The following is a 21644-nucleotide window of genomic DNA, read 5'->3' on the forward strand; positions in this document are numbered from 1 at the left end:
CCAAACAACAGACAAAAAAATCCCCGAACCAGTCGGGGATTTTTCATGTTCGATCAATCAGCCCAAGAGCCGATCAATCTTCGCGATAGCGGCGCAGCTTGAGCTGCTTGCCGGCCACGCGGGTGTCTTTCAGCTTGGTCAGCAACTTCTCCAGACCATCTTCCGGCAGCTCGACCAGGCTGAAGCTGTCACGCACCTGGATGCGGCCGATGGCTTCGCGGGCCAGGCCGCCTTCGTTGAGGATGGCACCCAGCAGGTTCTTGGCCGCGATGCCGTCACGGGCACCCAGCGCGGTACGGCAGCGAGCACGACCTTCGGCCAGCGGGATCGGGGCACGACGCTCGCGATCACCACGGTCCGGACGATCACCGGTGCGCTCAGGACGATCGCCACGCGGGGCGCTGTTCGGCACCAGGGGACGTTCCTTCTCGATTGCAGCCAGGTTCAGCGCTTGGCCGTTGGTGGCCTTGCGCAGCAGTGCGGCGGCCAGTGCGCGCGGGGTGCAACCGATGTCGGCGGTCAGGCGATCGAGCAGATCACCGTGGGTCGATTCGGCGTCAGCCACCAGTGGCGACAGGCTGTTGGTCAGTTTCTTGATGCGGGCATCGAGAACAGCCTGAGCGTCCGGCAGGCGAACTTCAGCGACTTTCTGACCAGTCACACGCTCGATCACTTGCAGCATGCGGCGCTCGCGCGGGGTAACCAGCAGCAGCGCGCGGCCTTCGCGACCGGCACGGCCGGTACGACCGATACGGTGAACGTAGGATTCCGGGTCGTACGGCATGTCCACGTTGAACACGTGGGTGATGCGCGGAACGTCCAGGCCACGGGCCGCGACGTCGGTCGCGACCACGATGTCCAGGCGGCCATCCTTGAGGGAGTCGATCACGCGCTCACGCTGGTTCTGGGCAATGTCACCATTCAGCGCAGCGGCTTTGTAGCCTTTGGCTTCCAGGGCGCTGGCCAGGTCCAGGGTCGCTTGCTTGGTGCGCACGAACATGATCAGGGCGTCGAAGTCTTCCACTTCCAGCAAGCTGAGAACAGCGGAAGTCTTCTGGTCAGCGTGAACCAGCAGGTGAGCTTGTTCGATCGCGGTAACGGTCTGGGTCTTGGTCTGGATCTTCACGTGCTGCGGATCGCGCAGGTGGCGCTCGGCAATGGCACGGATCGATTGCGGCAGGGTGGCCGAGAACAATACGGTCTGACGGGTTGCTGGCAGGGCCTTGAAGATGACTTCCAGGTCGTCCATGAAACCCAGCTTGAGCATTTCGTCGGCTTCGTCCAGAACCAGGTGGTTCACGGTGGCCAGGACTTTTTCGTCACGACGCAGGTGATCGCACAGACGACCCGGAGTGGCGACAACGATCTGCGCACCATTACGGATGGCTTTCAGTTGTGGGCCCATCGGCGCACCGCCGTAGACGGCCACAACGGTAACGCCAGGCATCTGCTTGGAATAGGTTTCGAAAGCGGTTGCTACTTGCAGCGCCAACTCACGAGTTGGCGCCAGGATCAGGGCTTGCGGTTCGCGCTTTGCAGGATCGATGCGATGCAGGATCGGCAGGGCGAACGCAGCGGTTTTACCCGTACCGGTTTGCGCCTGGCCAATCATGTCGTGGCCGGCCATGATGATCGGGATCGATTGCTGCTGAATAGCCGAAGGTTCTTCGTAGCCGGTCGCAGTGACGGCGGCAAGAATGTTCGGGTTGAGATTAAAAGCGGCGAAGCCGCCGGTTTCCTGGGTCATGGGTCTGCCTCTAAGTGCATCCGCAAAGACCCATGCTCCAAAGCTGCGCGTGCCGTGTTGAGACTCAAGAGTCGCCCTGGCTGCTTTGTCGGCGGGGATTTGCGAAAACGAATGAATGGAAAAAGAACGTCGTGGAAGCATCCGTTGTGCGGACATGCAACCGAAGCTGACTTCGGGGAATTGCGCTACCTTGACGCGGCCCGGCTAAAGGCCGGCGCGCACTATACCGGAATTCGCCCGAAAAGGGAGCTTTTTTTATCGCCAGACCCCGTTATAGGGCTCTCTGCCACGGGCCCTGGGATTAACGGTACAACCGTTTGTTTTGCGAAGGCTCGGCGTTGCGGGGGTGGGGTGCTAAAACGGTTCATCTTTCCCCTGTGGGAGCAAAGCTCGCTCGCGATGAACACAACTCAGCACTTGCGGGAATTGCAGTGCCTGTATCGCGAGCAAGCTTTGCTCCCACAGGGTTTATCACACCTGGCATGTATCACGTTGCCGGACGGATGGCCTTGATCAACGACTGCAACGAATAACCCAGCCTCGGCGCCAGCCCTTCGGCCCTGGCGACCAGTCCTTGCATGTCCAGCTCCTGGTCCAGGTCCGCCGGCACGATCAGGATCACATTGCCCTCCTTCACCGGCAGTTCCCAGTAATGCCGGTGGTACAAACCGCGCAACAGCGCCGCACCCAATGGCTTGCCGTCATCGGTGGCCCACTGGTTGATCACCAGCCAGCCGCCCGGATTGAGGCGCTTCTGGCAGTTTTCCAGGAACCCCCAGGCCAGATGCCCGACGCCTGGGCCGACATCGGTATAGAGGTCGACGAAAATCAGATCCGCCGGCTCCGCCGTTTCAAGCAATTCCAAGGCATCGCCAACGCGGATGTACAGTCGCGGGTCGTCGTCCAACCCCAGGTATTCGATGGCCAGGCGCGGCACGTCGGGGCGCAGTTCGATGGCTTCGACATCTTCCAGCGGCAGGAACTTGAGGCAGGCCTGGGTCAGCGTACCGGCGCCCAACCCCAGGAACAGCGCGCTTTCCGGCTGCTCGTGACACAACGCACCGATGAGCATGGCGCGGGTGTAGTCGTATTCGAGCCAGCTCGGATCAGCCGTGAACACGCAGCTCTGCTCAATGGCATCGCCGAACTCAAGAAACCGGTAGTCGGCCACTTCGAAGACCCGGATCATGCCGAACTCGTCGTGCACTTCGGCGAGCAGATGCTCGACGCGCTCCTCTGTCATTTCATCTCCTGATGGTCGCCGGACGGACTGCGGCAACGCGCTGGACTGTACGCAAGTTGTACAAAGGGGCAATTGTCCGCGAAGCGACGCAAACAGGTCACGCACTAATTTGCTGATAACATGGCCGTCCGAGCGTAAATCACCTAGAGATCATGATGAGCCAACCCTGGAGCCCTGACAGCTGGCGCGCCCTGCCGATCCAGCAACAACCCCGCTACCCCGACGCCGCGCACCTGTTGCAGGTAGAGCAGACCTTGGCCAGTTATCCGCCACTGGTGTTTGCCGGTGAAGCCCGGGAGTTGCGCCGTCAGTTCGCCGAAGTGACCCAGGGCCGGGCGTTCCTGCTGCAAGGCGGTGATTGCGCCGAGAGCTTTGCCGAGTTCTCGGCGGCCAAGATCCGCGACACCTTCAAGGTGCTCTTGCAGATGGCAATCGTCATGACCTTTGCCGCCGGTTGCCCGGTGGTCAAGGTCGGCCGCATGGCCGGGCAGTTCGCCAAGCCACGTTCGGCCAACGACGAAACCATCGATGGCGTGACCCTGCCGGCCTACCGGGGCGACATCGTCAATGGCATCGGTTTCGACGAGAAAAGCCGCGTGCCGGACCCGGAGCGGTTGCTGCAGTCCTACCACCAGTCCACCGCCACCTTGAACCTGCTGCGCGCCTTCGCCCAGGGCGGGTTCGCCGACCTGCACCAGGTACACAAGTGGAACCTGGACTTCATCGCCAATTCGGCCCTGGCGGAAAAATACAGCCACCTGGCCGACCGCATCGACGAAACCCTGGCGTTCATGCGCGCCTGCGGCATGGACAGCTCGCCACAACTGCGCGAAACCAGTTTCTTCACTGCCCACGAAGCGTTGCTGCTCAATTACGAAGAAGCCTTCGTGCGCCGTGACAGCCTGACCAACGACTATTACGACTGCTCGGCCCACATGCTGTGGATCGGCGACCGCACCCGTCAACTGGACGGCGCCCATGTCGAATTCCTGCGCGGGGTGAACAACCCGATCGGGGTCAAGGTTGGCCCGAGCATGGACCCGGACGACCTGATCCGCCTGATCGACGTGCTCAACCCGGACAACGACCCCGGCCGACTGAACCTGATCGCCCGGATGGGCGCCAACAAGGTCGGCGAACACTTGCCACCCCTGTTGCGCGCCGTACAGCGTGAAGGCAAGCAGGTGCTGTGGAGCAGCGACCCGATGCACGGCAACACCATCAAGGCCAGCAGCGGCTACAAGACCCGGGACTTCGCGCAGATCCTCGGCGAGGTGAAGCAGTTCTTCCAGGCCCACGAAGCCGAGGGCACCTATGCTGGCGGGATTCACATCGAAATGACCGGGCAGAACGTCACCGAATGCATCGGCGGTGCACGGCCGATTACCGAGGATGGGCTGTCGGACCGCTACCACACCCATTGCGATCCGCGGATGAATGCCGACCAGTCGCTGGAGTTGGCGTTTTTGATTGCCGAGACGTTGAAGCAGGTTCGGCGGTGAGTCAGTAAGCTCTTCTTCGCCGGTTAAATTGTTATCGCGAGCAGGCTCGCTCCCACATTGGATCTGCTGTGAACATAAAAGCTGTGGTCACCCGAGATCCCTTGTGGGAGCGAGCCTGCTCGCGATAGCGTCGGGTCAGCCATCACTTGACTGAGCCAATGCCCGGGCCAACCGAACCCCACTCTCTCGCTGGCAATTAAGCTGAACCCGCTCCAACCCCAGCCACTGGGCCATGCGCCGCAGGTTCAGCGCCAGGGCCTGCATCCCCTCCTCGTCCAGCCCCGACGCATCTTCGTGCACGGCATGCACCGCCAGGCGCCCCAAAGCCCGCTCCGCTCGCAGATCGACCCGCGCCGCAATGCGCTCGTGATGCAGGAACGGCAGCACGTAGTAGCCGTACACCCGCTTGTGAGCAGGCGTGTAGATTTCCAACCGGTAGCGAAAGTCGAACAGCCGCTCGGTACGGCCTCGCTCCCAGACCAGCGAATCGAACGGCGACAACAAAGCACTGGCGGCTACCTTGCGCGGGATTTTCGCCCCGGGTCGGCACCAGCCCGGTTGTTTCCATCCCTGCACTTCGCAGCGCAGCAGGTCCCCGGCCTCCTCCAGCTCGGCCAGTCGCGCCCGGCTGTCGGCCGGGTCGAGGCGAAAGTAGTCGCGCAGGTCTTTCTCGGTCGCAATGCCCAAGGCCTCGGCAGCATGTACCAGCAAAGCGCGTTGTGCCTGGGCTTCGTCCGGCAACGGTTGTTGCAGGATCGATTCCGGTAGCACCCGTTCCGGCAAGTCGTAGAGCCTCTCGAAACCGCGTCGCCCCGCCACCGTGACTTCGCCTGCGGCGAACAACCATTCCAGCGCATGCTTCTCCGCACTCCAGTCCCACCACGGCCCGGCCTTGTCCTGGCGCGTGGACAAGCTGCCCGCACCAATGGCGCCCTGCTCCTGCACCGAAGCCAAAACGCGGCGAATAACATCCTGGCGCTCATGACCGAACCGCGCCAACTGCTGATAAATACCTTCGCCACGAGATGCACGACTCATGCGCCAGCGCATCAGCGGATACATCGACATCGGCAGCAACGACGCTTCATGCCCCCAGTATTCGAACAGCGTGCGACGTCGGCCCTGGCTCCAGGCTGCCTGGTCGAGCAAATCGCGATTGTAGTGACCGAGGCGGGAAAACAGCGGGAGGTAATGCGAGCGCACCAGCGCATTGACGGAGTCGATCTGCAGGACGCCGAGGCGTTCGATCAGGCGGTTGAGGCGCGAGGGTTGCACCGAAGCTGGCGGCGACCGCCCATCGAATCCTTGGGCGGCCAACGCCAGACGCCGGGCCTGTTTGAGGGTAAAGGACAGAGTCGCGGGCATGGAGATCTCCTTGTCTGCTCGCAACCTACCTCACCAATAAGGGGTTTGTGTAGGAAAGGATGGCTCATTTGTGCATTGGGTCATCCCAGAATGGTCGGACCACTTCCTGTTCCACGTCGGCCCGACTCACGCCGATGTCCTTGAGCGCCTCGTCGCTCATTCCGGCCAGCAGTTCGCGCTCGTGGTGCAATTCGTACCAGCGGCTAAACTTGTGCAGCAAGGCGCTGATGGAAAAGCTGTGGGAGAGTTTGTCTATCAGTAGATAACCTTTTTGACCTTTCATCGTGATGTCCTCCGTTGGGGATGGTTCAAGTCTCGCGCTAACGCTAAGATCAATCCAACGAATGTTTCTTATGCAATACATCTCGGAGATTGATCAATTGTCGAGTTACCCGAGCATCGATACGGAAGTGCTGCGTACCTTTGTCGCCATCGCCGACCAGGGCGGTTTCACCCGGGCCGGGGAATTGGTCAATCGCACCCAGTCTGCCGTCAGCATGCAGATGAAGCGGCTGGAAGAGGACGTGTTGCAACGGCGGTTGTTCGAGCGTGACGGGCGCCAGGTCAAGCTCACCGCCGAAGGCCAGGTGCTGCTGGGCTACGCCCGGCGGATCCTCAAGCTGCACAGCGAGGTGTTCAATACCCTGCGTGAACCGCACATGGTCGGCACGGTGCGCATCGGCACGCCGGACGATTACGTGATGCGCTTCCTGCCAGGCATCCTGCAACGCTTCGCCCAGTTCTACCCCTTGATCGAAATCGAAGTGCACTGCGAGTCGTCCAAGCAGTTGCTGCTGCGCCAGGACCTGGACCTGTCCATCGTCACCCGCAAACCGGGGGACGAAATCGGCCAGCTGCTACGCAAGGAGCGCTTTGTCTGGGCCGAAGCCGCCTGCTTCAACGTCCACGAACAAACACCGCTGCCGCTGGCGATGTTCAACAGTGACTGTTTCTGCCGGCAATGGGCCTGCAATGCGCTGGATGCCATGGGCCGCGATTATCGCGTGGCGTACAACAGCTCGAGCCTGTCGGCGCTCATGGCGGTGGTGGGCGCCGGCCTGGCAATCACGGCGCAACTGGAAAGCCTGCTGACCCCGGACATGCGCGTACTGGGCGAGGCCGAAGACCTGCCGGAACTGCCCGAGGCCAGCATCATGCTGATCCGCAACCTGCATAATCCATCGCCGATCACCGAGTGCCTGGCCGAGCACATCATTGAGGGCTTCAAACTTTAAAGGCGAGCAGCACCGCGCACAGCACCAGGAAACCGCAGAACAGCCCGCGCAACAGTCGCTCCGGCAAGGCGTGGGCGACTTTCACTCCCCAACTGATGCTCAGCAGGCCACCGACGGCCAGCGGCAGGCCGATGCTCCAATCCACCTCATGGTGAAACGCATAGGTGGCGAGGGTCACGCCGGTACTGGGCAAGGCCAGCGCCAGGGACAGCCCTTGGGCTACCACCTGGCTGGTGCCAAAAATGCTGGTCAGGATCGGGGTCGCGACAACGGCCCCGCCAACACCGAAAAGACCACCCATGGTGCCTGATGCGGCCCCCAGTACCCCGAGCCACGGCCAGCCATAACGCATCTGCCCCGAAGCCGGTGCGGTAGCGACGAACATCCGCGCCAGGTTGTAGAGTGTCAACGCGATCAGGAACGCTACGAAGCCGATCCGCATGCTGTCCGCATCGATCCCCACCGCCCAGATCGAGCCGAGCCAGGCAAAGCAGAAACCCATGGGAGCCAACGGCAGGACATGGCGCAACTCGATGCGATTGCGCTGGTGATAGCGCCACAACGCGAGCATCACGTTGGGGACTACCATGACCAATGCCGTACCTTGGGCCAATTGCTGGTCGAGACCGAACCAGACGCCTAGCACTGGAATGGCAATCAGGCCGCCACCAATCCCGAACAATCCCCCCAAGGTGCCCAATGCGGCACCAAACACCAAAAACAGCACAAATTCGAACAAGACGATTCCCCTTTCCTCAAGGCGCTTATCCTACGCAGTCGGCACCAGCGGGGAAACGTAACATCTGATCAGAACGTCAGAATTATCTGGCGCATTAAAGATTCGCCCGCTAGATTCATCACGATCATTGATTGAAGGTTTTTGCCATGAGCACCCTGCGCGATACCCCCGAAGCCTGCGAAGCCCTGTTGCTCGACAACCAGGTCTGTTTCGCCCTGCACTCCACGTCGCTACTGATGACCAAGGTCTATAAGCCGCTGCTACAAGCCCTGGGCCTGACGTATCCGCAATACCTGGCGATGATGGTGTTGTGGGAAAAGGATGGTTTGACCGTCGGTGAAATCAGCACGCGCCTGCTGACAGACCCCGGCTCGTTGACACCCCTGCTCAAGCGCCTGGAGGCCGAAGGCCTGCTGAGCCGCACCCGCAGCCGGGAAGACGAGCGCGTGGTGATTGTCGAACTCACCGAACAGGGCCGTGCCCTGCGGGGAAAAAGCCCTCGGCATCCCCCAATGCATCCTCGCCGCCAGCGGCCAGACCCTGGAGCAGTTGAAGAAACTGCAGCTTGATCTGCAGGCACTGCGCGGGCATTTGCAAGACAGTCTCTGACTTTCCCTGTAGAGCGAGGCTGACCCACCGCTATCGCGAGCAGGCTCGCTCCCACAGGTACTGAGTCAAACCCAAACGCTGTGAACACCACAAATCCAATGTGGGAGCGGGCTTGCTCGCGAAGACGGCGGCACATCCTGAATCATCTCTGACTGACCCACCGCTTTCGCGAGCAAGCCCGCTCCCACAGGAGAATCGTGGCGAGCCTGAATTGCGTTCAGCCTGGCGTCACTAAAAAAATTCAACCCTCTGAAACAGCTCTATCTCAAGGGTTACACGCCCTTTCAGCGTTTAAAACCGAACTCGTCTCGAAAATTTAACTTGCGCACTAAATATTAGCGCTATACATTCTCTTCACACCTACTTAGCGCGCAAACATTTAGCGCAAAAAAAAACCAACCCAGAAACGAGGCTCTCACCATGCAAACTCTCTACACCGCAATCGCAACCTCCACTGGCGGCCGTGATGGTCGTGCCATTTCCAGCGACAACGTTCTCGACGTGAAACTCGCCACGCCCAAGGAACTCGGCGGTGCCGGCGGTGCGGCGACCAACCCTGAGCAACTGTTCGCCGCCGGCTATTCGGCCTGCTTCATCGGCGCGCTGAAATTCGTGGCCAGCCAGAGCAAACGCAAGATCCCGGACGACGCCTCGATTACCGCCCATGTCGGCATCGGCCAGATTCCCGGCGGTTTCGGCCTCGACATCGATCTGCACATCAGCCTGCCAGGCCTGGACCAGGCCGACGCGCAAAGCCTGGTGGAGGCGGCTCACCAAGTCTGCCCGTACTCCAACGCCACCCGCGGCAACGTCGATGTGCGCCTGCACGTGACCGTCTGACCCGACCCTGGACCCGAACTTAAGGAGATGCACATGAACACGCTCAGCAAAGCCCTTACCGGCACCCTTCTCGCCCTCAGCGTCAGCAGCGCCTTCGCCGATGGCATCGTCGAACACAACACTCAGGCGTTTCTCGACGCGCTCAATGCCGGCACCGGCAAGCCCCTGGAGCAACTGTCACCCAAGGACGCCCGCGTCGTATTGGTTGGCGCCCAGGCCGGTGTGAAGCTGACACTGCCCAAGGCCGACGTCAGTGAGAAGACCATTCAGGTCGATGGTCAGCCGATCAGCCTGACCATTGTTCGTCCGGCCGGAGTCAAGGGTGAGTTGCCCGTGTTCATGTTCTTCCACGGCGGTGGCTGGGTCTTGGGCGACTTCCCGACCCACGAACGACTGGTTCGGGATCTGGTGGCCGGTTCGGGCGCTGTCGCGGTGTTCGTCAACTACACGCCTTCACCCGAGGCGCATTACCCGGTGGCGATCAACCAGGCCTACGCCGCGACGAAATGGGTGGCCGAACACGGCAAGCAAATCAACGTCGATGGCAAGCGCCTGGCCGTGGTGGGCAACAGCGTCGGCGGCAATATGGCAGCAGTCGTGGCACTGATGGCCAAGGACAAGGGCACGCCGGCGATCCGTTTCCAGGCATTGCTGTGGCCGGTGACCGATGCCAGCTTCGAGACGGCGTCCTACAACCAGTTCGCCGAAGGACACTTCCTCAGCAGAAACATGATGAAGTGGTTCTGGGACAACTACACCACCGATGCCGGGCAACGCAGCGAGATCTATGCCTCGCCGCTGCGCGCCAGCACCGCGCAACTCAAGGGCCTGCCGCCCGCGCTGGTACAGACCGCCGAGGCCGACGTCTTGCGCGATGAGGGTGAAGCTTATGCCCGCAAGCTGGACGCAGCCGGGGTGCCCGTCACTGCCGTACGCTACAACGGTATGATCCACGACTACGGTTTGCTCAACGTGGTGAGCCAGGTGCCAGCGGTGCGTTCGGCGATGTTGCAGGTGTCCGAAGAGCTCAAGCAGCACTTGAAGTAACTACGCGTCGAAACCTTTGTGGCGAGGGCTGTGGGAGCAAGGCTTGCCCGCGATGAAAGCGGCGCGGTGCCTCTGGAATCGAGGTGTCTGTATCGCGAGCAAGCTTTGCTCCCACACAAGCTCCCGCCGTCCCCCGGTCTAACAGAAGACAGCGCAAATAAAAAAGCCCGACTCAATGGTCGGGCTTTTTCATACACAAGGCTTCGCTTATTTAGCGCGGCCTTTGTAGGAACCGCCTTCGCGGGTATCGATCTCGATCATGTCGCCGATTTCGATGAAGTCAGCAACCGACAGCTCGGTACCGTTCTTCAGTTTGGCAGGCTTCATGACCTTGCCGGAAGTGTCGCCGCGAGCGGAACCTTCGGTGTAGTCAACCTGACGCACGATGGTGGTCGGCAGTTCTACGGAAACCAGGCGCTCTTCGAAGAACACGGCTTCGCAGACGTCGGTCATGCCTTCTTCGATGAACGGCAGAACGCTTTCGATGTCTTCGGCGTTCAGCTCGTACATGGTGTAGTCAGTGGTGTCCATGAACGTGTAAGTGTCGCCGCTGATGAAGGACAGGGTCGCTTCTTTGCGGTCGAGGATCACGTCGTCCAGTTTGTCGTCAGCGCTGTAGACGATCTCGGTCTTGTAACCGGTCAGCAGGTTCTTCAGCTTGGTCTTCATGATCGCGCTGTTACGACCCGACTTGGTGAACTCAGCTTTCTGAACCAGCCAAGGATCGTTTTCGAGACGGATCACGGTCCCGGGTTTCAGTTCTTTACCAGTTTTCATTGCGAATATCCGAATTTGGATGGGATTTACAAAAATCTAGGCCGCGTATCATATCCAATTTCCATAAAACTTCACCAGCGCTGCGGCAAGATCGGCTCGCGAGGCCTGTTCCAGACACCATGCCTGGGCATGTTCGGCCAGTTCCTGCTGCTGTTCACGGGTAGCTTTCCAGTGTTCGGCCATGTCCTGGCCGGCATTCCAGGCCCGCCAAAGACCGCTGATCGCTTTTTGCGCCGCTTGCGAAAGCCCCTGGGTGTAGAGCCTGAGAAACGCCTCGAGTTTTTCCAGGTGGACGTCTTCTTCCTGCTGGTAGATGTGCCAGAGCAGCGGCCGGCCAGCCCACTGGGCACGGACGAAAGAGTCTTCGCCACGCACGGCATTGAAATCGCAGCACCATAACAGTTGATCGTACTGATCCTGGCGGACGAACGGCAGCACCTGCACCGTCAACGCCCCGCGTCGATGCAACGCTCCGACCTTCAGGCCGTCGATCCCGAGCCAACGCTCGACATCGCCCAGTACCCGTCCTTCGGGAACCAGCACATGAAACGCCTGGGTATCGCTTGCCATTGCGTCAAACCAACTCGCCACCCCGGCGTTCTCGTAGGCAAACAGCGAGATCAGGCAAGTATCCGGCGCCCGTTCGACACCCAATTCCTGCAGGAAAATTCGTTGCGCCCCGGCATCCTGTTGAAATTGCCGACGACGCTCCAGAAGACCGGCCTCACGCAGCAGGCCACCGGTTCCCGCCTGGAAGCCTGGGAAAAAGAAATATTTCTGCACATGTTTATATTTGACCGACGGCAAGCCGTGGCAACCGATCACCCAGTCCTCGGCGCTCAAATAATCGAGGTTCATCCACAATGGCGTTGTCTGACGCTCGGCCATCGCATCCATGTAGGCACTCGGCAACTGGCAGGCGAATGCGGCAATCACCACATCGGCGGCTTCGGTGGGCACCCACTCCCCGGGCCAGTGACGCACTTGCACGCCCTGCTGCCATTGCTCGGACAGGGTGACGTCGATTTCTGGACACAACCGCTCGAAGGCACGCAGGTCATCGACCCACAGTCGCACCGCGCATCGATGCTCGGCCACCAACTGCCGAGCCAGGCGCCAAGTGACACCAATGTCGCCATAGTTATCGACGACGGTGCAAAAAATATCCCAGCGCACGGCCATTCCCGACTCCCTGTGACAAAGGCCCGATTGTCCCGAATAAAGCGATGATGCAGAAGAGCCGACGGCGATTAATCTTCATGCGACAATCACCACCTCCCATGCCCCTGCCAGGAAGCAGCCATGCCCGATCACTCGACCCCCTCGCGCCTTACGGCTTTGCAATTGACCCTCAGCATTGCCCTGGGCCTGTGGCTGGGGTTCCTCGCCATCGTATTGACGGGCTGGCTGCTGTCCAGATTCCTGTTCAACGAACAACTGGCCCCGGTGGCCGCCGCCGTCCATCAACTGGCGCAACCACCGGCAGTGCAGCCAGCCCCAGAGCCGCCCACGCCAATGTTCGAGCAGTATCAGCAGAACCTGCAAAGGAACGAGCAGCGCCAGGCCCTCGATCAGGCCCGCAACAACCCGCGCAACCTGTCCAACCCCAAGTGCCAGTTCTGGTTGCAACAGGACCAGAACGCGCCCAGCGAAAAAAGCCGCGCCAACGTTTTGCAGTTCTGTGAATAACCATGAACAAACAGACCGTCCACCAGTTGATTCTCGACAAGCTCAGGATTGATCTCGACATCGCCGAACGCGCCGCCCAGACCGCCTACGAAACCGCGACCCACGAAGAAAACATCGCCGAGAACAAGTACGACACCCTGGGCCTGGAAGCTTCTTACCTCGCCGCCGGGCAAGCCAGGCGCGTGGAAGAAATCCGCCAGGCCCTGGCCCTCTGCCAAAACCTGACGCTAAGGCCATACGACGATCAACGCGGCATTCAGGTTGGCACATTGATCGGGCTGGAGGATGAGGACGGCCGCCAGCAATGGCTGTTCCTGGGGCCGGATGCGGCGGGCTTGAAGGTCTCGCTGGTAGGCCAGCCAATCACGGTCATCACCCCTCGCTCACCGCTGGGCCGAGGCCTGCTGGGCAAGTTCGAAGGGGATGAAGTGGAGATCGTGGTAGCGGGCGCCCGGCAACAGTTCGCTGTCACCGAGGCGATCTAGGAGGGCTTTAGTGCACCGGTAGTTCGACGCCGTCGAACAGCTCTTCGAGCTCCTGCTTGTTGTGGCACTGGATGGCCTTGGCCATGACTTCCCGAGTCAGGTGCGGTGCGAATTTCTCGATGAAATCGCACATGAAACCCCGCAGGAAGGTGCCACGACGGAAGCCGATCTTGGTCACGCTGGATTCGAACAACTCGCTGGCATCCAGCACCACCAGATCACTGTCGAGCTTGGTATCGACGGCCATCTTCGCGACGATGCCCACGCCCAGGCCCAGGCGAACGTAAGTCTTGATCACGTCGGCGTCGGCGGCGGTGAACACCACTTTCGGCGTCAGGCCACGATGGCTGAAGGCTTCGTCGAGCTTGGAACGACCGGTGAAACCAAACACGTAGGTCACGATCGGGTATTCGGCCAGGGCTTCGAGGGTCAGCTTTGGCAGCTTGGTCAACGGATGTCCCTGGGGCACGACCACGCAGCGGTTCCAGCGATAGCACGGCATCATCACCAAGTCCCCGAACAACTCCAGGGCCTCGGTGGCAATGGCGAAATCCACCGTGCCGTCGGCCGCCATCTCGGCGATCTGCATCGGCGATCCCTGGTGCATGTGCAGCGCCACGTCGGGGTATTGCTTGATGAAATTGCTGATCACCGGTGGCAGCGCATAGCGGGCCTGGGTGTGAGTGGTGGCGATCGACAGGGTGCCTTTTTTCTCGTTGGAGAATTCCTGGGCGATCTGCTTGATGCTTTCGACCTTGCGCAAAATCTCGCCAGCCGTGGTGATGATGCGCTCGCCGGCCGGTGTCACGCGGGTCAGGTGTTTGCCGCTACGGGCGAAGACTTCGACGCCCAGTTCATCTTCCAACAGGCGGATCTGCTTGCTGATGCCGGGTTGCGACGTGTAGAGGCTTTGGGCAGTAGCGGAAACGTTGAGGTCGTGGTGCGCCACTTCCCAGATGTAGCGCAGTTGTTGAAGCTTCATATGTATCCCTCAAAGCAATTGGACGCCACGGGCATCAGCGACGGTATATAACTATATGAAAGGTTTCGACAATAAATCTAGAACTTTTTATAAAAAGCCATCATTTAGCCTCAAGCCTCTCCCTGGCGTCGGCGCTGTACCAGCGGTACCAGGTAGACCGGCACCCGGGATAGCTGCAATACCCGCGCAGCCGTCCTGCCCAAGGGGGTTTCACCGCTTGCCCCTTGGCAATGACTGCCTACGATCAGCAAATCGACAGAGAGTTTCGCAGCCTGCTCCAGAATGACCTGGGAAGGATCACCCTGGTACACCCTGACCGATTTGATCAGTTTCAAATCCTGCTGCCCTTCTCCCAACTCCTCGCGGAAACTGTCGAGCACTCGCTGTTCGATATTGGCCATCACCGTATTCAGACCCTGACGGTGAAATTCGTTCAGCGCCTGCTCGTCGAGATAGCTTTGCAACACCGACTCGGCGAACAGCCCCATCGGTTCTACCGCATGCACCACATACAACTCGGCTTCAAACGTCCGTGCCAGCGCCAAGGCATGCTGCATCACATAAGGGGCATAGAGACCCAGGTCTGTGGCGTACAGCATCGAACGAATCATGTGACCTCCTCGCGTGCCAAGATGGCGGAGATTGATTCAGCTTAGCAGCGCCTTGGGGACTGCGACGTGCGGCTTGACGTCCTAGACCTGAGGCACTCAGGGCTTAATTTCGTTACTGATACCGTGGGGCACGTGGCCGGTGGCGACGACCTCTCTGGCCAGTTCGCAGTGGCCGGTCTGGTCATCGAAAAACACATCGGCGGCGAAGGCTTCGAGGAAGGCCGATTTGGTCAGGCCGCCGAGAAACAATGACTCATCCAGACGAATATCCCATTCACGCAAGGTCCTGATGACCCGCTCGTGGGCCGGTGCAGAACGGGCCGTCACCAACGCCGTGCGGATTGGGCAGGCGTCTTCGGGAAACTCGCGCTGCAGTGCATTGAGCGCGGCCAGGAACCCCTTGAACGGCCCGCCTCGCAGCGGCTCGCGGGCAGCCTGTCGCTCGCGGGCCTGGAAGGCTTCCAGACCGGCGGCCTGATAGACGCGCTCCGATTCATCGGAAAACAGCACCGCATCGCCGTCGAAGGCGATGCGCAGTTCTTCGCTGGCGGCGCGGCTGGCACCGCCCGACAGAATGGTTGCTGCGGCAAACCCGGCGTCCAGGGCGCTGCGTACGTCTTCAGCGTGGGTGGACAAAAACAGATCGCAACCGAATGCCTTGAGATACGGGTAAGGGCTGCGCCCGCCAACGAAGGCCGCGCGTGAGATCGCCAGCCCATAATGATGAATCGAGTTGAACACGCGAAGGCCGGTGTCGGCACTGTTGCGCGAGACCAGGACCACCTCTACCCGGGCCCGGCCCAGGTGCTCGTTGAGGTTCAGCAGTTTTTGCACCAGAGCGAAGGCGTCCCCTGGCGCGAGGACTTCGTCTTCATGCTCGATCTGGTATTGCCGGTAGGCCTCGACACCACTCGACAGGTACACCTTATGGCTTTCGCTCAGGTCGAACAGCGCTCGCGACGAAATCGCCAGCACCAGTTTGTCGTCGATGTTACTTGCCATGCCGCTCCCCCTTACGCCCGTTCAACGGTTATACCGGTCCACGAACGCCAACGCCTGGTACAAGGCTTCGATTTTCGGCAGTCCACACCCGGCCGCTTTCGCCGCCGCCAGTGGCCGGCCGTAGATCGCGTCCAGTTCCAGCGCACGCTTGTGAGAATAATCGTGGTACATGCTCGGCCAGTAGTCGGGCATCTTCTCGGTCATCGTGAACAGATACTCGGCATAGCCCGGCGTGATGTGATGCCCGCAGGCTTGCGCACCGCGGACCACCTCTCCCATCAGTGCCTGGATCAATTCGCGGCTATGATCGTTGGCCATCAACGGTGTGGTACTGGCGCCCAACAGAACCGAAAGACCGTTATACGGTACATTCCACACCAGCTTTTGCCAGCGGGCCAACTGCAGGCACGGCATGGCCTGGGCGTCGATACCGGCGTTGCGAAACAACGTCGCCGCCTCTTCGACGATCACCATGCGTTGCGCCTGATCGGCGCAGGGACCACTGTGGTAACCGACGTTGACCGCGCCGAGCGCCTGGTGGGCGATGACGCCAGGGCCGACACGGTGCACGCAGATCAGGCACAGGCCGCCCAACAGGTGCAACGAATCGGGCAGCAAGGGTCGGAGGTCGTCTTCGACATCCAGGCCGTTCTGCAGCAACAGGACTTTTGCACCATCAGCGGCAGCCTGGGTAATGGCCGGGGCCAGTTCGGCATTGCTGGTGGTCTTGGCGCCTACCAGCAGCCAGTCGCAGGGCGGCATTTCGACGGCCGAGCGATAGGCCTGGGCTGGGTTGAGGCTCAGCGCGCCATGCACCGCGCTGTCGATCTGCAAACCGTTTTCGGCCACGGCACCGAACTCGCTGCGCAGTAAAAAGTGCACGTCATAACCGGCACGCGCCAGCATCACCCCATAGAATCCGCCGATCGCCCCGGTGCCGATCATCCCGATCCGCGGCTTAACGCCTGACTGCATCTTTGCAACTCCTCTGGTAAACGGCCCTGCACACTATCAGCGGGAGCGGCATGGCATGCAATCTCCATTACATCTGCTCACGATTCTGTTGCTGCCCCCTCTTCAAGGCTTTTCCCCAGCCTGTAGGGCATTAAACCGCCCCCAGCCCATTGTCGAGCCACCTCGGAACGCGATAAGGTTCGGCTCCCCGACGCGCTTAACATTCGCTGTGCACCGCCGCGCGGGGATCGCTGGCGGCCGGCACCCGTGACCTGACGAGTAACACGATGGCTGATTTACCGATCAATGACCTTAACGTCGCCTCCAACGAGACCCTCATCACGCCTGACCAGCTCAAGCGCGATATCCCCCTGAGCGACGCTGCCCTGCGCACCGTGACCAAGGGCCGGGAAGTCATTCGCAACATTCTCGACGGCACCGACCATCGCCTGTTCGTGGTCATCGGGCCCTGCTCGATCCATGACATCAAGGCCGCCCACGAATATGCCGAGCGCCTGAAGGTGCTGGCGGCGGAAGTCTCCGACACCTTGTACCTGGTGATGCGGGTGTATTTCGAAAAGCCGCGGACCACCGTCGGCTGGAAAGGCCTGATCAACGACCCGTACCTGGACGACTCCTTCAAGATCCAGGACGGCCTGCACATCGGTCGCCAACTGCTGCTGGACTTGGCGGAAATGGGCCTGCCCACGGCCACCGAAGCCCTGGATCCGATTTCGCCGCAATACTTGCAGGACCTGATCAGTTGGTCGGCCATCGGCGCACGCACCACCGAATCCCAGACTCACCGCGAAATGGCCTCCGGCCTGTCCTCGGCGGTAGGCTTCAAGAATGGTACCGACGGCGGCCTCACCGTAGCGATCAACGCCTTGCAGTCGGTTTCCAGCCCGCACCGTTTCCTGGGCATCAACCAGGAAGGTGGCGTGTCGATCGTCACCACCAAGGGCAACGCCTACGGTCACGTGGTGCTGCGCGGTGGCAACGGCAAGCCGAACTACGACTCGGTCAGCGTCGCGCTGTGTGAACAGGCGCTGAACAAAGCCAAGATCAAGCCGAATATCATGGTCGACTGCAGCCACGCCAACTCCAACAAGGACCCGGCGCTGCAACCGCTGGTGATGGAGAACGTGGCCAACCAGATCCTGGAAGGCAACCAGTCGATTATCGGCCTGATGGTCGAAAGCCACTTGAACTGGGGCTGCCAGGCGATTCCGAAAGACCTCGCCGACTTGCAGTACGGCGTATCCATCACCGATGCCTGCATCGACTGGAGCGCGACCGAGAACACCCTGCGCAGCATGCACGCCAAACTCAAGGACGTGCTGCCAAAGCGTCAACGCAGTTGATCGACCTGCTTCAACGCATAAAAAGCAACGCATAAAAAAACGCCGGGCTTCTCAGTCCGGCGTTTTTATTGGGAATCCGTTTTCTCAGAGCTTCGCCGCGTGCCGCTGGTGACGCTCCATGTAGCGCTCCACGTAGGAGCAGGACGGGATCACCGTGTAGCCCATTTCTTCGGCGTACTGCAGCGCTCTTTCGGTCAACGCCGCCGCGATGCCACGGCCGCGCAAGGCATTGGGCACGAAGGTGCGATAGATATCCAGGGTCTGCTTGCCCAGGTCCATGTAGGTCAGATAGGCACGATGACCGTCCACATTGGTCTCGAACTGATGACCAGCCTGGTCATGGTGGATGGTAACCGCCTCGCTCATCACTACTCCTCGCGGGTCTGAATGCTGACCCCTACCTTACCGATGTTTTTCCGGCGAAGGAACATCTACGCCACCCCGTGCCTTCCTGGTCACCGAGCGCCAAAACCGAACCGCTCAAACCCGAGCACGTCGTGAATAGTAGGCACCAATGACGCAAATGCTCAAGGCACGCCTGTCATCGAAGGGGTAAACCTCGTCGGGTTTATCGATTGAGCGCCATCGTCGCGCTGTAGTCGGTCACGGTGCAATAGCTGAACATCGCCAGTTGTTGAGTCTTGAGACGAGCGCGCGTAGTTAAAGTCACCGCCAATACCAATAAAGATGCCTGGGGCATTTGCACAAAAAATGTACAAAAGTGTAGGTGAATCAATAAACAACGACGTTAGCGAGGGCCGTAAGAGTTCTCCCCCACTGCGGAACTTTTTTTCGTCGACGCGCTCCAGCCAAGGGCTTGGAGCTGTATATTTTTTAAACAGCCCTAAGAAAAGTTGCTCGAAAAAGAATCACCGCCTACAATTTTTTTGCTTCTTGCGCTACGTCAGTTTACTTACTACAAGTAATGGGTAGTATGTACGCCGGCTAACTCCTCAGTCTGGGGAGACAGTCACTAATAGAAAGTCCTTGAAGGGGAAACCGATGAACAACGTTCTGAAATTCTCTGCTCTGGCCCTGGCCGCAGTTCTGGCTACCGGTTGCAGCAGCGCATCGAAAGAAACCGAAGCACGTCTGACTGCTACCGAAGACGCAGCAGCTCGCGCCCAGGCTCGTGCAGACGAAGCCTACCGTAAAGCTGATGAAGCTCTGGCTGCTGCTCAAAAAGCACAACAGACTGCTGACGAAGCTAACGAGCGTGCTCTGCGCATGCTGGAAAAAGCTAGCCGCAAGTAATAGTCCTTCGGGATTGTTACCGAGCCGACCCATTTTTTGGGTCGGCTTTTTAATGCCCGGTGTTTTCCCAGGCAATAAAAAACCCGCCGACATCGCGAAACGTCGGCGGGTTGTTTTGGAGCTTTTTACTGCTGCAAGTCGATCGGCGCACTCGTGACCATCGGTGCCGAAGTATTCGGAACAGCGATTTCCACCGGCAGACCATCTTCAGCCGCCACCACGTCCCGTACCACGTCCCAGTTCATGCGCAGGTTGCTGGTGATGTCTTCGCGCTTGAGCATCGCATTGATCACTGCGGTGTGCTTGTCCACCACCGATGGGTTGCCTTTGTCGTCCAACGGTGTGTGAGCTTCCAGGTACACCTTGCCGCCGCTCAAACCCAGCTTGTAGGGGTCGTTGATGATCCGTACCGACGTGCCCACCGGCACCATGCTGGCCATTTCCAGTACGTTGTTGTTGAACATCCGGAAGCAGCCGTGACTGGTACGCATGCCAATGCCGAACTTCTTGTTCGAACCATGGATCAGGTAGCCCGGGGTGCCCAGGGTGAATTTGAAGGGGCCCAGCGGGTTATCGGGACCAGCCGGCACTACATTGGGCAAGGGGTCGCCGTCGGCGGCGTGTTCGGCCTTGATCGATGCAGGCGGAGTCCAGGTCGGGTTCGGCGTCTTGGCGATGATGCTGGTGTGAGCGATCGGCGATCCCCAGCCCTCACGTCCAATCCCCAGCGGGAAGGTGTAGACCACGTTCCGCCCCTTGGGGAAATAGTAGAGACGGTACTCGGCCAGGTTGATCACGATGCCCTCGCGCGGGCCCGGCGGCAGGATGAAACGAGTCGGCAGCACGATCTCGGTGCCAGCACCCGGCAACCAGGGATCGACCCCCGGGTTGGCGGCGACCATCTCACTGTAGCCCAGGTCATAGGTAGTGCCCAGGTCGGCGAAGGTATCTTCGTACTTGGCCTTGATGACCTGTACCTGGCCAATGATGTCTTCACCCGGCGGTGGCAGTGGCAGCTCCAGGGCGGCAACGGGGCCCGCCATACACAGGGCGGCAAGAGACAGGCAGCGGGCGACGGCAGGCAAGCGCGGCAACATCCGGGAAATCCTTCGCAGATCGAACAGGAGGTATGAAAGCGGCGATTGTACACTGCCACCTGTTATTTCGGGGAGAGCGGTACAGAGGCGTCCGATGCGCAGCATGTCTGGAACTGAAATGAGACCTGTGGGAGCGATTACAACTCGAACCGCAGCTCCGGCCAGATCGGCGAAGTACCGCGCTTTTGCGACTCCAGGATCGCCCGGCACAGCGAGCACAGGCGATGGTCCTGGAAAATCTTGCGATCGACGCTCGACCAGCGCGGTTGGGCCGGCAGCAGGCTGCCACAGAGGGTCCGGTCGGCCGAACCACCGAGCTCCAGCTGCCGGGTCACCAGGTGCACCCGTACTTCCTGGCAGGCGAACAGATCCAGCTGCTCGTCAGGCTCGATCAGTTGGTAGGCAAACAGGGACCAGGCGGGACGCGGCATCGGGGGCTCCAAATCGGGGGCGCCACATTAGCCGAAAGCCCGCCTGTAGAAAAGCGTCAAAGCAGCGGTTTGAGCGTCGGCCAGACATTTTCCAGCAACTTGCCCTGGGCCGCGACGGACGGGTGCAATCCGTCGCCCTGCATCATTGTTGGAATGCCACCGACGTCCTTGAGGAAAAACGGCACCAACGGCACTTTTTTCTCCTCGGCCAGGGTGCTGTAGACCCGGGCAAAGGCATCGGTGTAGCGCCGCCCATAGTTAGGGGGCAGCTGCATGCCCAGCAAAAGCACCTTGGCACCACTCGCGCGGGCACTGTCGATCATCGCTGCAAGGTTTTGTTGCAATTGTGTTGGCGGCTGTCCGCGCAAGCCATCGTTGCCGCCCAGTTCCAGGATCACCACGTCCGGCTTATGGGCTGCAAGCAGCGCCGGCAGCCGCGCCTGGCCTCCCGCGCTGGTGTCGCCACTGATGGAAGCATTGACCACTTTATCGTCAAAACCCTCGGCCTTGAGCCGTTGTTCGAGCAACGACACCCACCCTTGCCGGGTATCCAGGCCGAAAGCCGCGCTGATACTATCGCCAACGATCAGGACTGTACCCGCCGCTGCGCTCTGGGCCATGCACATCAGGGCCAGGCCGGCACTCAAAAACCACACACGCATCGGATTCTC

General features: G+C 60.3%; 23 protein-coding genes and 1 pseudogene. 9 read left to right on the forward strand and 15 right to left on the reverse strand.

The genetic code is table 11. The features are described 5' to 3' along the window. Positions 1–73 precede the first annotated feature (73 nt). On the reverse strand, positions 74–1747 hold the full coding sequence (locus GN234_RS09650; RefSeq protein ID WP_109751451.1) for a DEAD/DEAH box helicase: 1674 nt from the start codon (positions 1745–1747) through the stop codon (positions 74–76). A gap of 487 nt (positions 1748–2234) precedes the next feature. Further along, positions 2235–2990, reverse strand: a complete 756-nt coding sequence (locus GN234_RS09655) for a spermidine synthase (RefSeq protein ID WP_025212625.1) — start codon at positions 2988–2990, stop codon at positions 2235–2237. Positions 2991–3145: 155 nt separating this feature from the next. Between GN234_RS09655 and GN234_RS09660 the strand changes: the two genes are divergently transcribed. Next, positions 3146–4492 carry a class II 3-deoxy-7-phosphoheptulonate synthase gene (locus GN234_RS09660; RefSeq protein ID WP_109751450.1) on the forward strand — a complete coding sequence of 449 codons (1347 nt, stop codon included), beginning with the start codon at positions 3146–3148 and terminating at the stop codon, positions 4490–4492. A gap of 135 nt (positions 4493–4627) precedes the next feature. Here the strand turns inward: GN234_RS09660 and GN234_RS09665 are convergent, their stop codons facing one another. Both GN234_RS09665 and GN234_RS09670 read right to left on the reverse strand, forming a co-directional pair. Next, positions 4628–5857 (reverse strand): winged helix-turn-helix domain-containing protein, encoded by a 1230-nt coding sequence (locus GN234_RS09665; RefSeq protein ID WP_176688360.1) that lies wholly within the window; start codon positions 5855–5857, stop codon positions 4628–4630. Positions 5858–5921: 64 nt separating this feature from the next. Next, entirely contained in the window at positions 5922–6140 is a 219-nt protein-coding gene (locus GN234_RS09670; protein ID WP_116831785.1) for a DUF1127 domain-containing protein, read from the reverse strand. Between the two features lie 97 nt (positions 6141–6237). Here GN234_RS09670 and GN234_RS09675 point away from each other — a divergent pair, with 97 nt between their 5' ends. Further along, entirely contained in the window at positions 6238–7092 is an 855-nt protein-coding gene (locus GN234_RS09675; RefSeq protein WP_018603125.1) for a LysR substrate-binding domain-containing protein, read from the forward strand. On the opposite strand, the gene GN234_RS09680 is transcribed toward GN234_RS09675, so the two are convergent. Further along, positions 7082–7831: a sulfite exporter TauE/SafE family protein gene (locus GN234_RS09680; protein WP_176688361.1), complete on the reverse strand. Its 750-nt coding sequence runs from the start codon at positions 7829–7831 to the stop codon at positions 7082–7084. The genes GN234_RS09675 and GN234_RS09680 overlap by 11 nt on opposite strands. 146 nt (positions 7832–7977) lie before the next feature. Between GN234_RS09680 and GN234_RS09685 the strand changes: the two are divergent. The 3 genes and pseudogenes from GN234_RS09685 to GN234_RS09695 all read left to right on the forward strand — a co-directional run bounded on the left by GN234_RS09685 (position 7978) and on the right by GN234_RS09695 (position 10327). Next, positions 7978–8440, forward strand: a pseudogene (locus tag GN234_RS09685) (MarR family winged helix-turn-helix transcriptional regulator). A 420-nt stretch (positions 8441–8860) separates the two neighbouring features. Beyond that, on the forward strand, positions 8861–9280 hold the full coding sequence (locus GN234_RS09690; RefSeq protein ID WP_109751446.1) for an organic hydroperoxide resistance protein: 420 nt from the start codon (positions 8861–8863) through the stop codon (positions 9278–9280). Between the two features lie 33 nt (positions 9281–9313). Next, positions 9314–10327 (forward strand): alpha/beta hydrolase, encoded by a 1014-nt coding sequence (locus tag GN234_RS09695; protein WP_176688362.1) that lies wholly within the window; start codon positions 9314–9316, stop codon positions 10325–10327. A 207-nt stretch (positions 10328–10534) separates the two neighbouring features. Here GN234_RS09695 and GN234_RS09700 read toward each other — a convergent pair whose 3' ends face one another. Together GN234_RS09700 and earP are read right to left on the reverse strand one after the other, a co-directional pair. Continuing rightward, positions 10535–11104 carry an elongation factor P gene (locus GN234_RS09700; protein WP_003199385.1) on the reverse strand — a complete coding sequence of 190 codons (570 nt, stop codon included), beginning with the start codon at positions 11102–11104 and terminating at the stop codon, positions 10535–10537. A gap of 48 nt (positions 11105–11152) precedes the next feature. Continuing rightward, complete coding sequence (gene earP, locus GN234_RS09705) at positions 11153–12286, reverse strand: elongation factor P maturation arginine rhamnosyltransferase EarP (RefSeq protein ID WP_109751444.1); 1134 nt, start codon at positions 12284–12286, stop codon at positions 11153–11155. Between the two features lie 120 nt (positions 12287–12406). Between earP and GN234_RS09710 the strand changes: the two genes are divergently transcribed. Then, the gene (locus GN234_RS09710; protein WP_109751443.1) at positions 12407–12793 is read left to right on the forward strand and encodes a hypothetical protein; all 387 of its coding nucleotides are present in this window, start codon (positions 12407–12409) and stop codon (positions 12791–12793) included. A 2-nt stretch (positions 12794–12795) separates the two neighbouring features. Then, positions 12796–13278, forward strand: a complete 483-nt coding sequence (locus GN234_RS09715; protein ID WP_109751442.1) for a GreA/GreB family elongation factor — start codon at positions 12796–12798, stop codon at positions 13276–13278. Positions 13279–13285: 7 nt separating this feature from the next. On the opposite strand, the gene cysB is transcribed toward GN234_RS09715, so the two are convergent. The 4 genes from cysB to GN234_RS09735 form a co-directional block, all read right to left on the reverse strand. Beyond that, entirely contained in the window at positions 13286–14260 is a 975-nt protein-coding gene (gene cysB, locus GN234_RS09720; RefSeq protein ID WP_003199376.1) for an HTH-type transcriptional regulator CysB, read from the reverse strand. A 110-nt stretch (positions 14261–14370) separates the two neighbouring features. Beyond that, positions 14371–14871: a universal stress protein gene (locus tag GN234_RS09725; RefSeq protein ID WP_014337270.1), complete on the reverse strand. Its 501-nt coding sequence runs from the start codon at positions 14869–14871 to the stop codon at positions 14371–14373. 96 nt (positions 14872–14967) lie between these two features. Next, positions 14968–15873, reverse strand: a complete 906-nt coding sequence (locus GN234_RS09730) for a 5'-nucleotidase (protein ID WP_109751441.1) — start codon at positions 15871–15873, stop codon at positions 14968–14970. A gap of 21 nt (positions 15874–15894) precedes the next feature. After that, positions 15895–16848: a putative 2-dehydropantoate 2-reductase gene (locus GN234_RS09735; protein ID WP_176688363.1), complete on the reverse strand. Its 954-nt coding sequence runs from the start codon at positions 16846–16848 to the stop codon at positions 15895–15897. Between the two features lie 266 nt (positions 16849–17114). On the opposite strand from GN234_RS09735, the gene GN234_RS09740 reads away from it, so the two are divergent. Further along, positions 17115–18191 carry a 3-deoxy-7-phosphoheptulonate synthase gene (locus GN234_RS09740; protein ID WP_003183777.1) on the forward strand — a complete coding sequence of 359 codons (1077 nt, stop codon included), beginning with the start codon at positions 17115–17117 and terminating at the stop codon, positions 18189–18191. Between the two features lie 84 nt (positions 18192–18275). Here the strand turns inward: GN234_RS09740 and GN234_RS09745 are convergent, their stop codons facing one another. After that, complete coding sequence (locus GN234_RS09745; protein ID WP_053120470.1) at positions 18276–18557, reverse strand: GNAT family N-acetyltransferase; 282 nt, start codon at positions 18555–18557, stop codon at positions 18276–18278. Between the two features lie 636 nt (positions 18558–19193). Here GN234_RS09745 and oprI point away from each other — a divergent pair. Then, the gene (oprI, locus tag GN234_RS09750) at positions 19194–19445 is read left to right on the forward strand and encodes an outer membrane lipoprotei OprI (protein WP_011335311.1); all 252 of its coding nucleotides are present in this window, start codon (positions 19194–19196) and stop codon (positions 19443–19445) included. Between the two features lie 125 nt (positions 19446–19570). Here the strand turns inward: oprI and GN234_RS09755 are convergent, their stop codons facing one another. The 3 genes from GN234_RS09755 to GN234_RS09765 all read right to left on the reverse strand — a co-directional run bounded on the left by GN234_RS09755 (position 19571) and on the right by GN234_RS09765 (position 21635). Continuing rightward, a complete protein-coding gene (locus GN234_RS09755) occupies positions 19571–20542 on the reverse strand; it encodes a L,D-transpeptidase family protein (RefSeq protein ID WP_109751439.1) in 972 nt (323 codons plus the stop codon). Between the two features lie 137 nt (positions 20543–20679). After that, the gene (locus tag GN234_RS09760; RefSeq protein ID WP_003199347.1) at positions 20680–20973 is read right to left on the reverse strand and encodes a hypothetical protein; all 294 of its coding nucleotides are present in this window, start codon (positions 20971–20973) and stop codon (positions 20680–20682) included. A 56-nt stretch (positions 20974–21029) separates the two neighbouring features. Continuing rightward, a complete protein-coding gene (locus tag GN234_RS09765; RefSeq protein WP_109751438.1) occupies positions 21030–21635 on the reverse strand; it encodes an arylesterase in 606 nt (201 codons plus the stop codon). Positions 21636–21644 lie beyond the last annotated feature (9 nt).

It is taken from the genome of Pseudomonas bijieensis (assembly GCF_013347965.1).
GTDB lineage: Bacteria > Pseudomonadota > Gammaproteobacteria > Pseudomonadales > Pseudomonadaceae > Aquipseudomonas > Aquipseudomonas bijieensis.

Excerpts from the sequence above, each read along its gene's own strand:
- GN234_RS09670 (WP_116831785.1), bottom strand. The coding sequence starts at position 6,140 with ATGAAAGGTCAAAAAGGTTATCTACTGATAGACAAACTCTCCCACAGC.
- GN234_RS09765 (WP_109751438.1), bottom strand. The coding sequence starts at position 21,635 with ATGCGTGTGTGGTTTTTGAGTGCCGGCCTGGCCCTGATGTGCATGGCC.
- oprI (WP_011335311.1), top strand. The coding sequence starts at position 19,194 with ATGAACAACGTTCTGAAATTCTCTGCTCTGGCCCTGGCCGCAGTTCTG.
- GN234_RS09740 (WP_003183777.1), top strand. The coding sequence starts at position 17,115 with ATGGCTGATTTACCGATCAATGACCTTAACGTCGCCTCCAACGAGACC.
- cysB (WP_003199376.1), bottom strand. The coding sequence starts at position 14,260 with ATGAAGCTTCAACAACTGCGCTACATCTGGGAAGTGGCGCACCACGAC.
- GN234_RS09665 (WP_176688360.1), bottom strand. The coding sequence starts at position 5,857 with ATGCCCGCGACTCTGTCCTTTACCCTCAAACAGGCCCGGCGTCTGGCG.
- GN234_RS09650 (WP_109751451.1), bottom strand. The coding sequence starts at position 1,747 with ATGACCCAGGAAACCGGCGGCTTCGCCGCTTTTAATCTCAACCCGAAC.
- GN234_RS09660 (WP_109751450.1), top strand. The coding sequence starts at position 3,146 with ATGAGCCAACCCTGGAGCCCTGACAGCTGGCGCGCCCTGCCGATCCAG.
- GN234_RS09700 (WP_003199385.1), bottom strand. The coding sequence starts at position 11,104 with ATGAAAACTGGTAAAGAACTGAAACCCGGGACCGTGATCCGTCTCGAA.
- earP (WP_109751444.1), bottom strand. The coding sequence starts at position 12,286 with ATGGCCGTGCGCTGGGATATTTTTTGCACCGTCGTCGATAACTATGGC.
- GN234_RS09755 (WP_109751439.1), bottom strand. The coding sequence starts at position 20,542 with ATGTTGCCGCGCTTGCCTGCCGTCGCCCGCTGCCTGTCTCTTGCCGCC.
- GN234_RS09710 (WP_109751443.1), top strand. The coding sequence starts at position 12,407 with ATGCCCGATCACTCGACCCCCTCGCGCCTTACGGCTTTGCAATTGACC.
- GN234_RS09715 (WP_109751442.1), top strand. The coding sequence starts at position 12,796 with ATGAACAAACAGACCGTCCACCAGTTGATTCTCGACAAGCTCAGGATT.
- GN234_RS09655 (WP_025212625.1), bottom strand. The coding sequence starts at position 2,990 with ATGACAGAGGAGCGCGTCGAGCATCTGCTCGCCGAAGTGCACGACGAG.
- GN234_RS09690 (WP_109751446.1), top strand. The coding sequence starts at position 8,861 with ATGCAAACTCTCTACACCGCAATCGCAACCTCCACTGGCGGCCGTGAT.
- GN234_RS09730 (WP_109751441.1), bottom strand. The coding sequence starts at position 15,873 with ATGGCAAGTAACATCGACGACAAACTGGTGCTGGCGATTTCGTCGCGA.
- GN234_RS09695 (WP_176688362.1), top strand. The coding sequence starts at position 9,314 with ATGAACACGCTCAGCAAAGCCCTTACCGGCACCCTTCTCGCCCTCAGC.
- GN234_RS09745 (WP_053120470.1), bottom strand. The coding sequence starts at position 18,557 with ATGAGCGAGGCGGTTACCATCCACCATGACCAGGCTGGTCATCAGTTC.
- GN234_RS09735 (WP_176688363.1), bottom strand. The coding sequence starts at position 16,848 with ATGCAGTCAGGCGTTAAGCCGCGGATCGGGATGATCGGCACCGGGGCG.
- GN234_RS09725 (WP_014337270.1), bottom strand. The coding sequence starts at position 14,871 with ATGATTCGTTCGATGCTGTACGCCACAGACCTGGGTCTCTATGCCCCT.
- GN234_RS09760 (WP_003199347.1), bottom strand. The coding sequence starts at position 20,973 with ATGCCGCGTCCCGCCTGGTCCCTGTTTGCCTACCAACTGATCGAGCCT.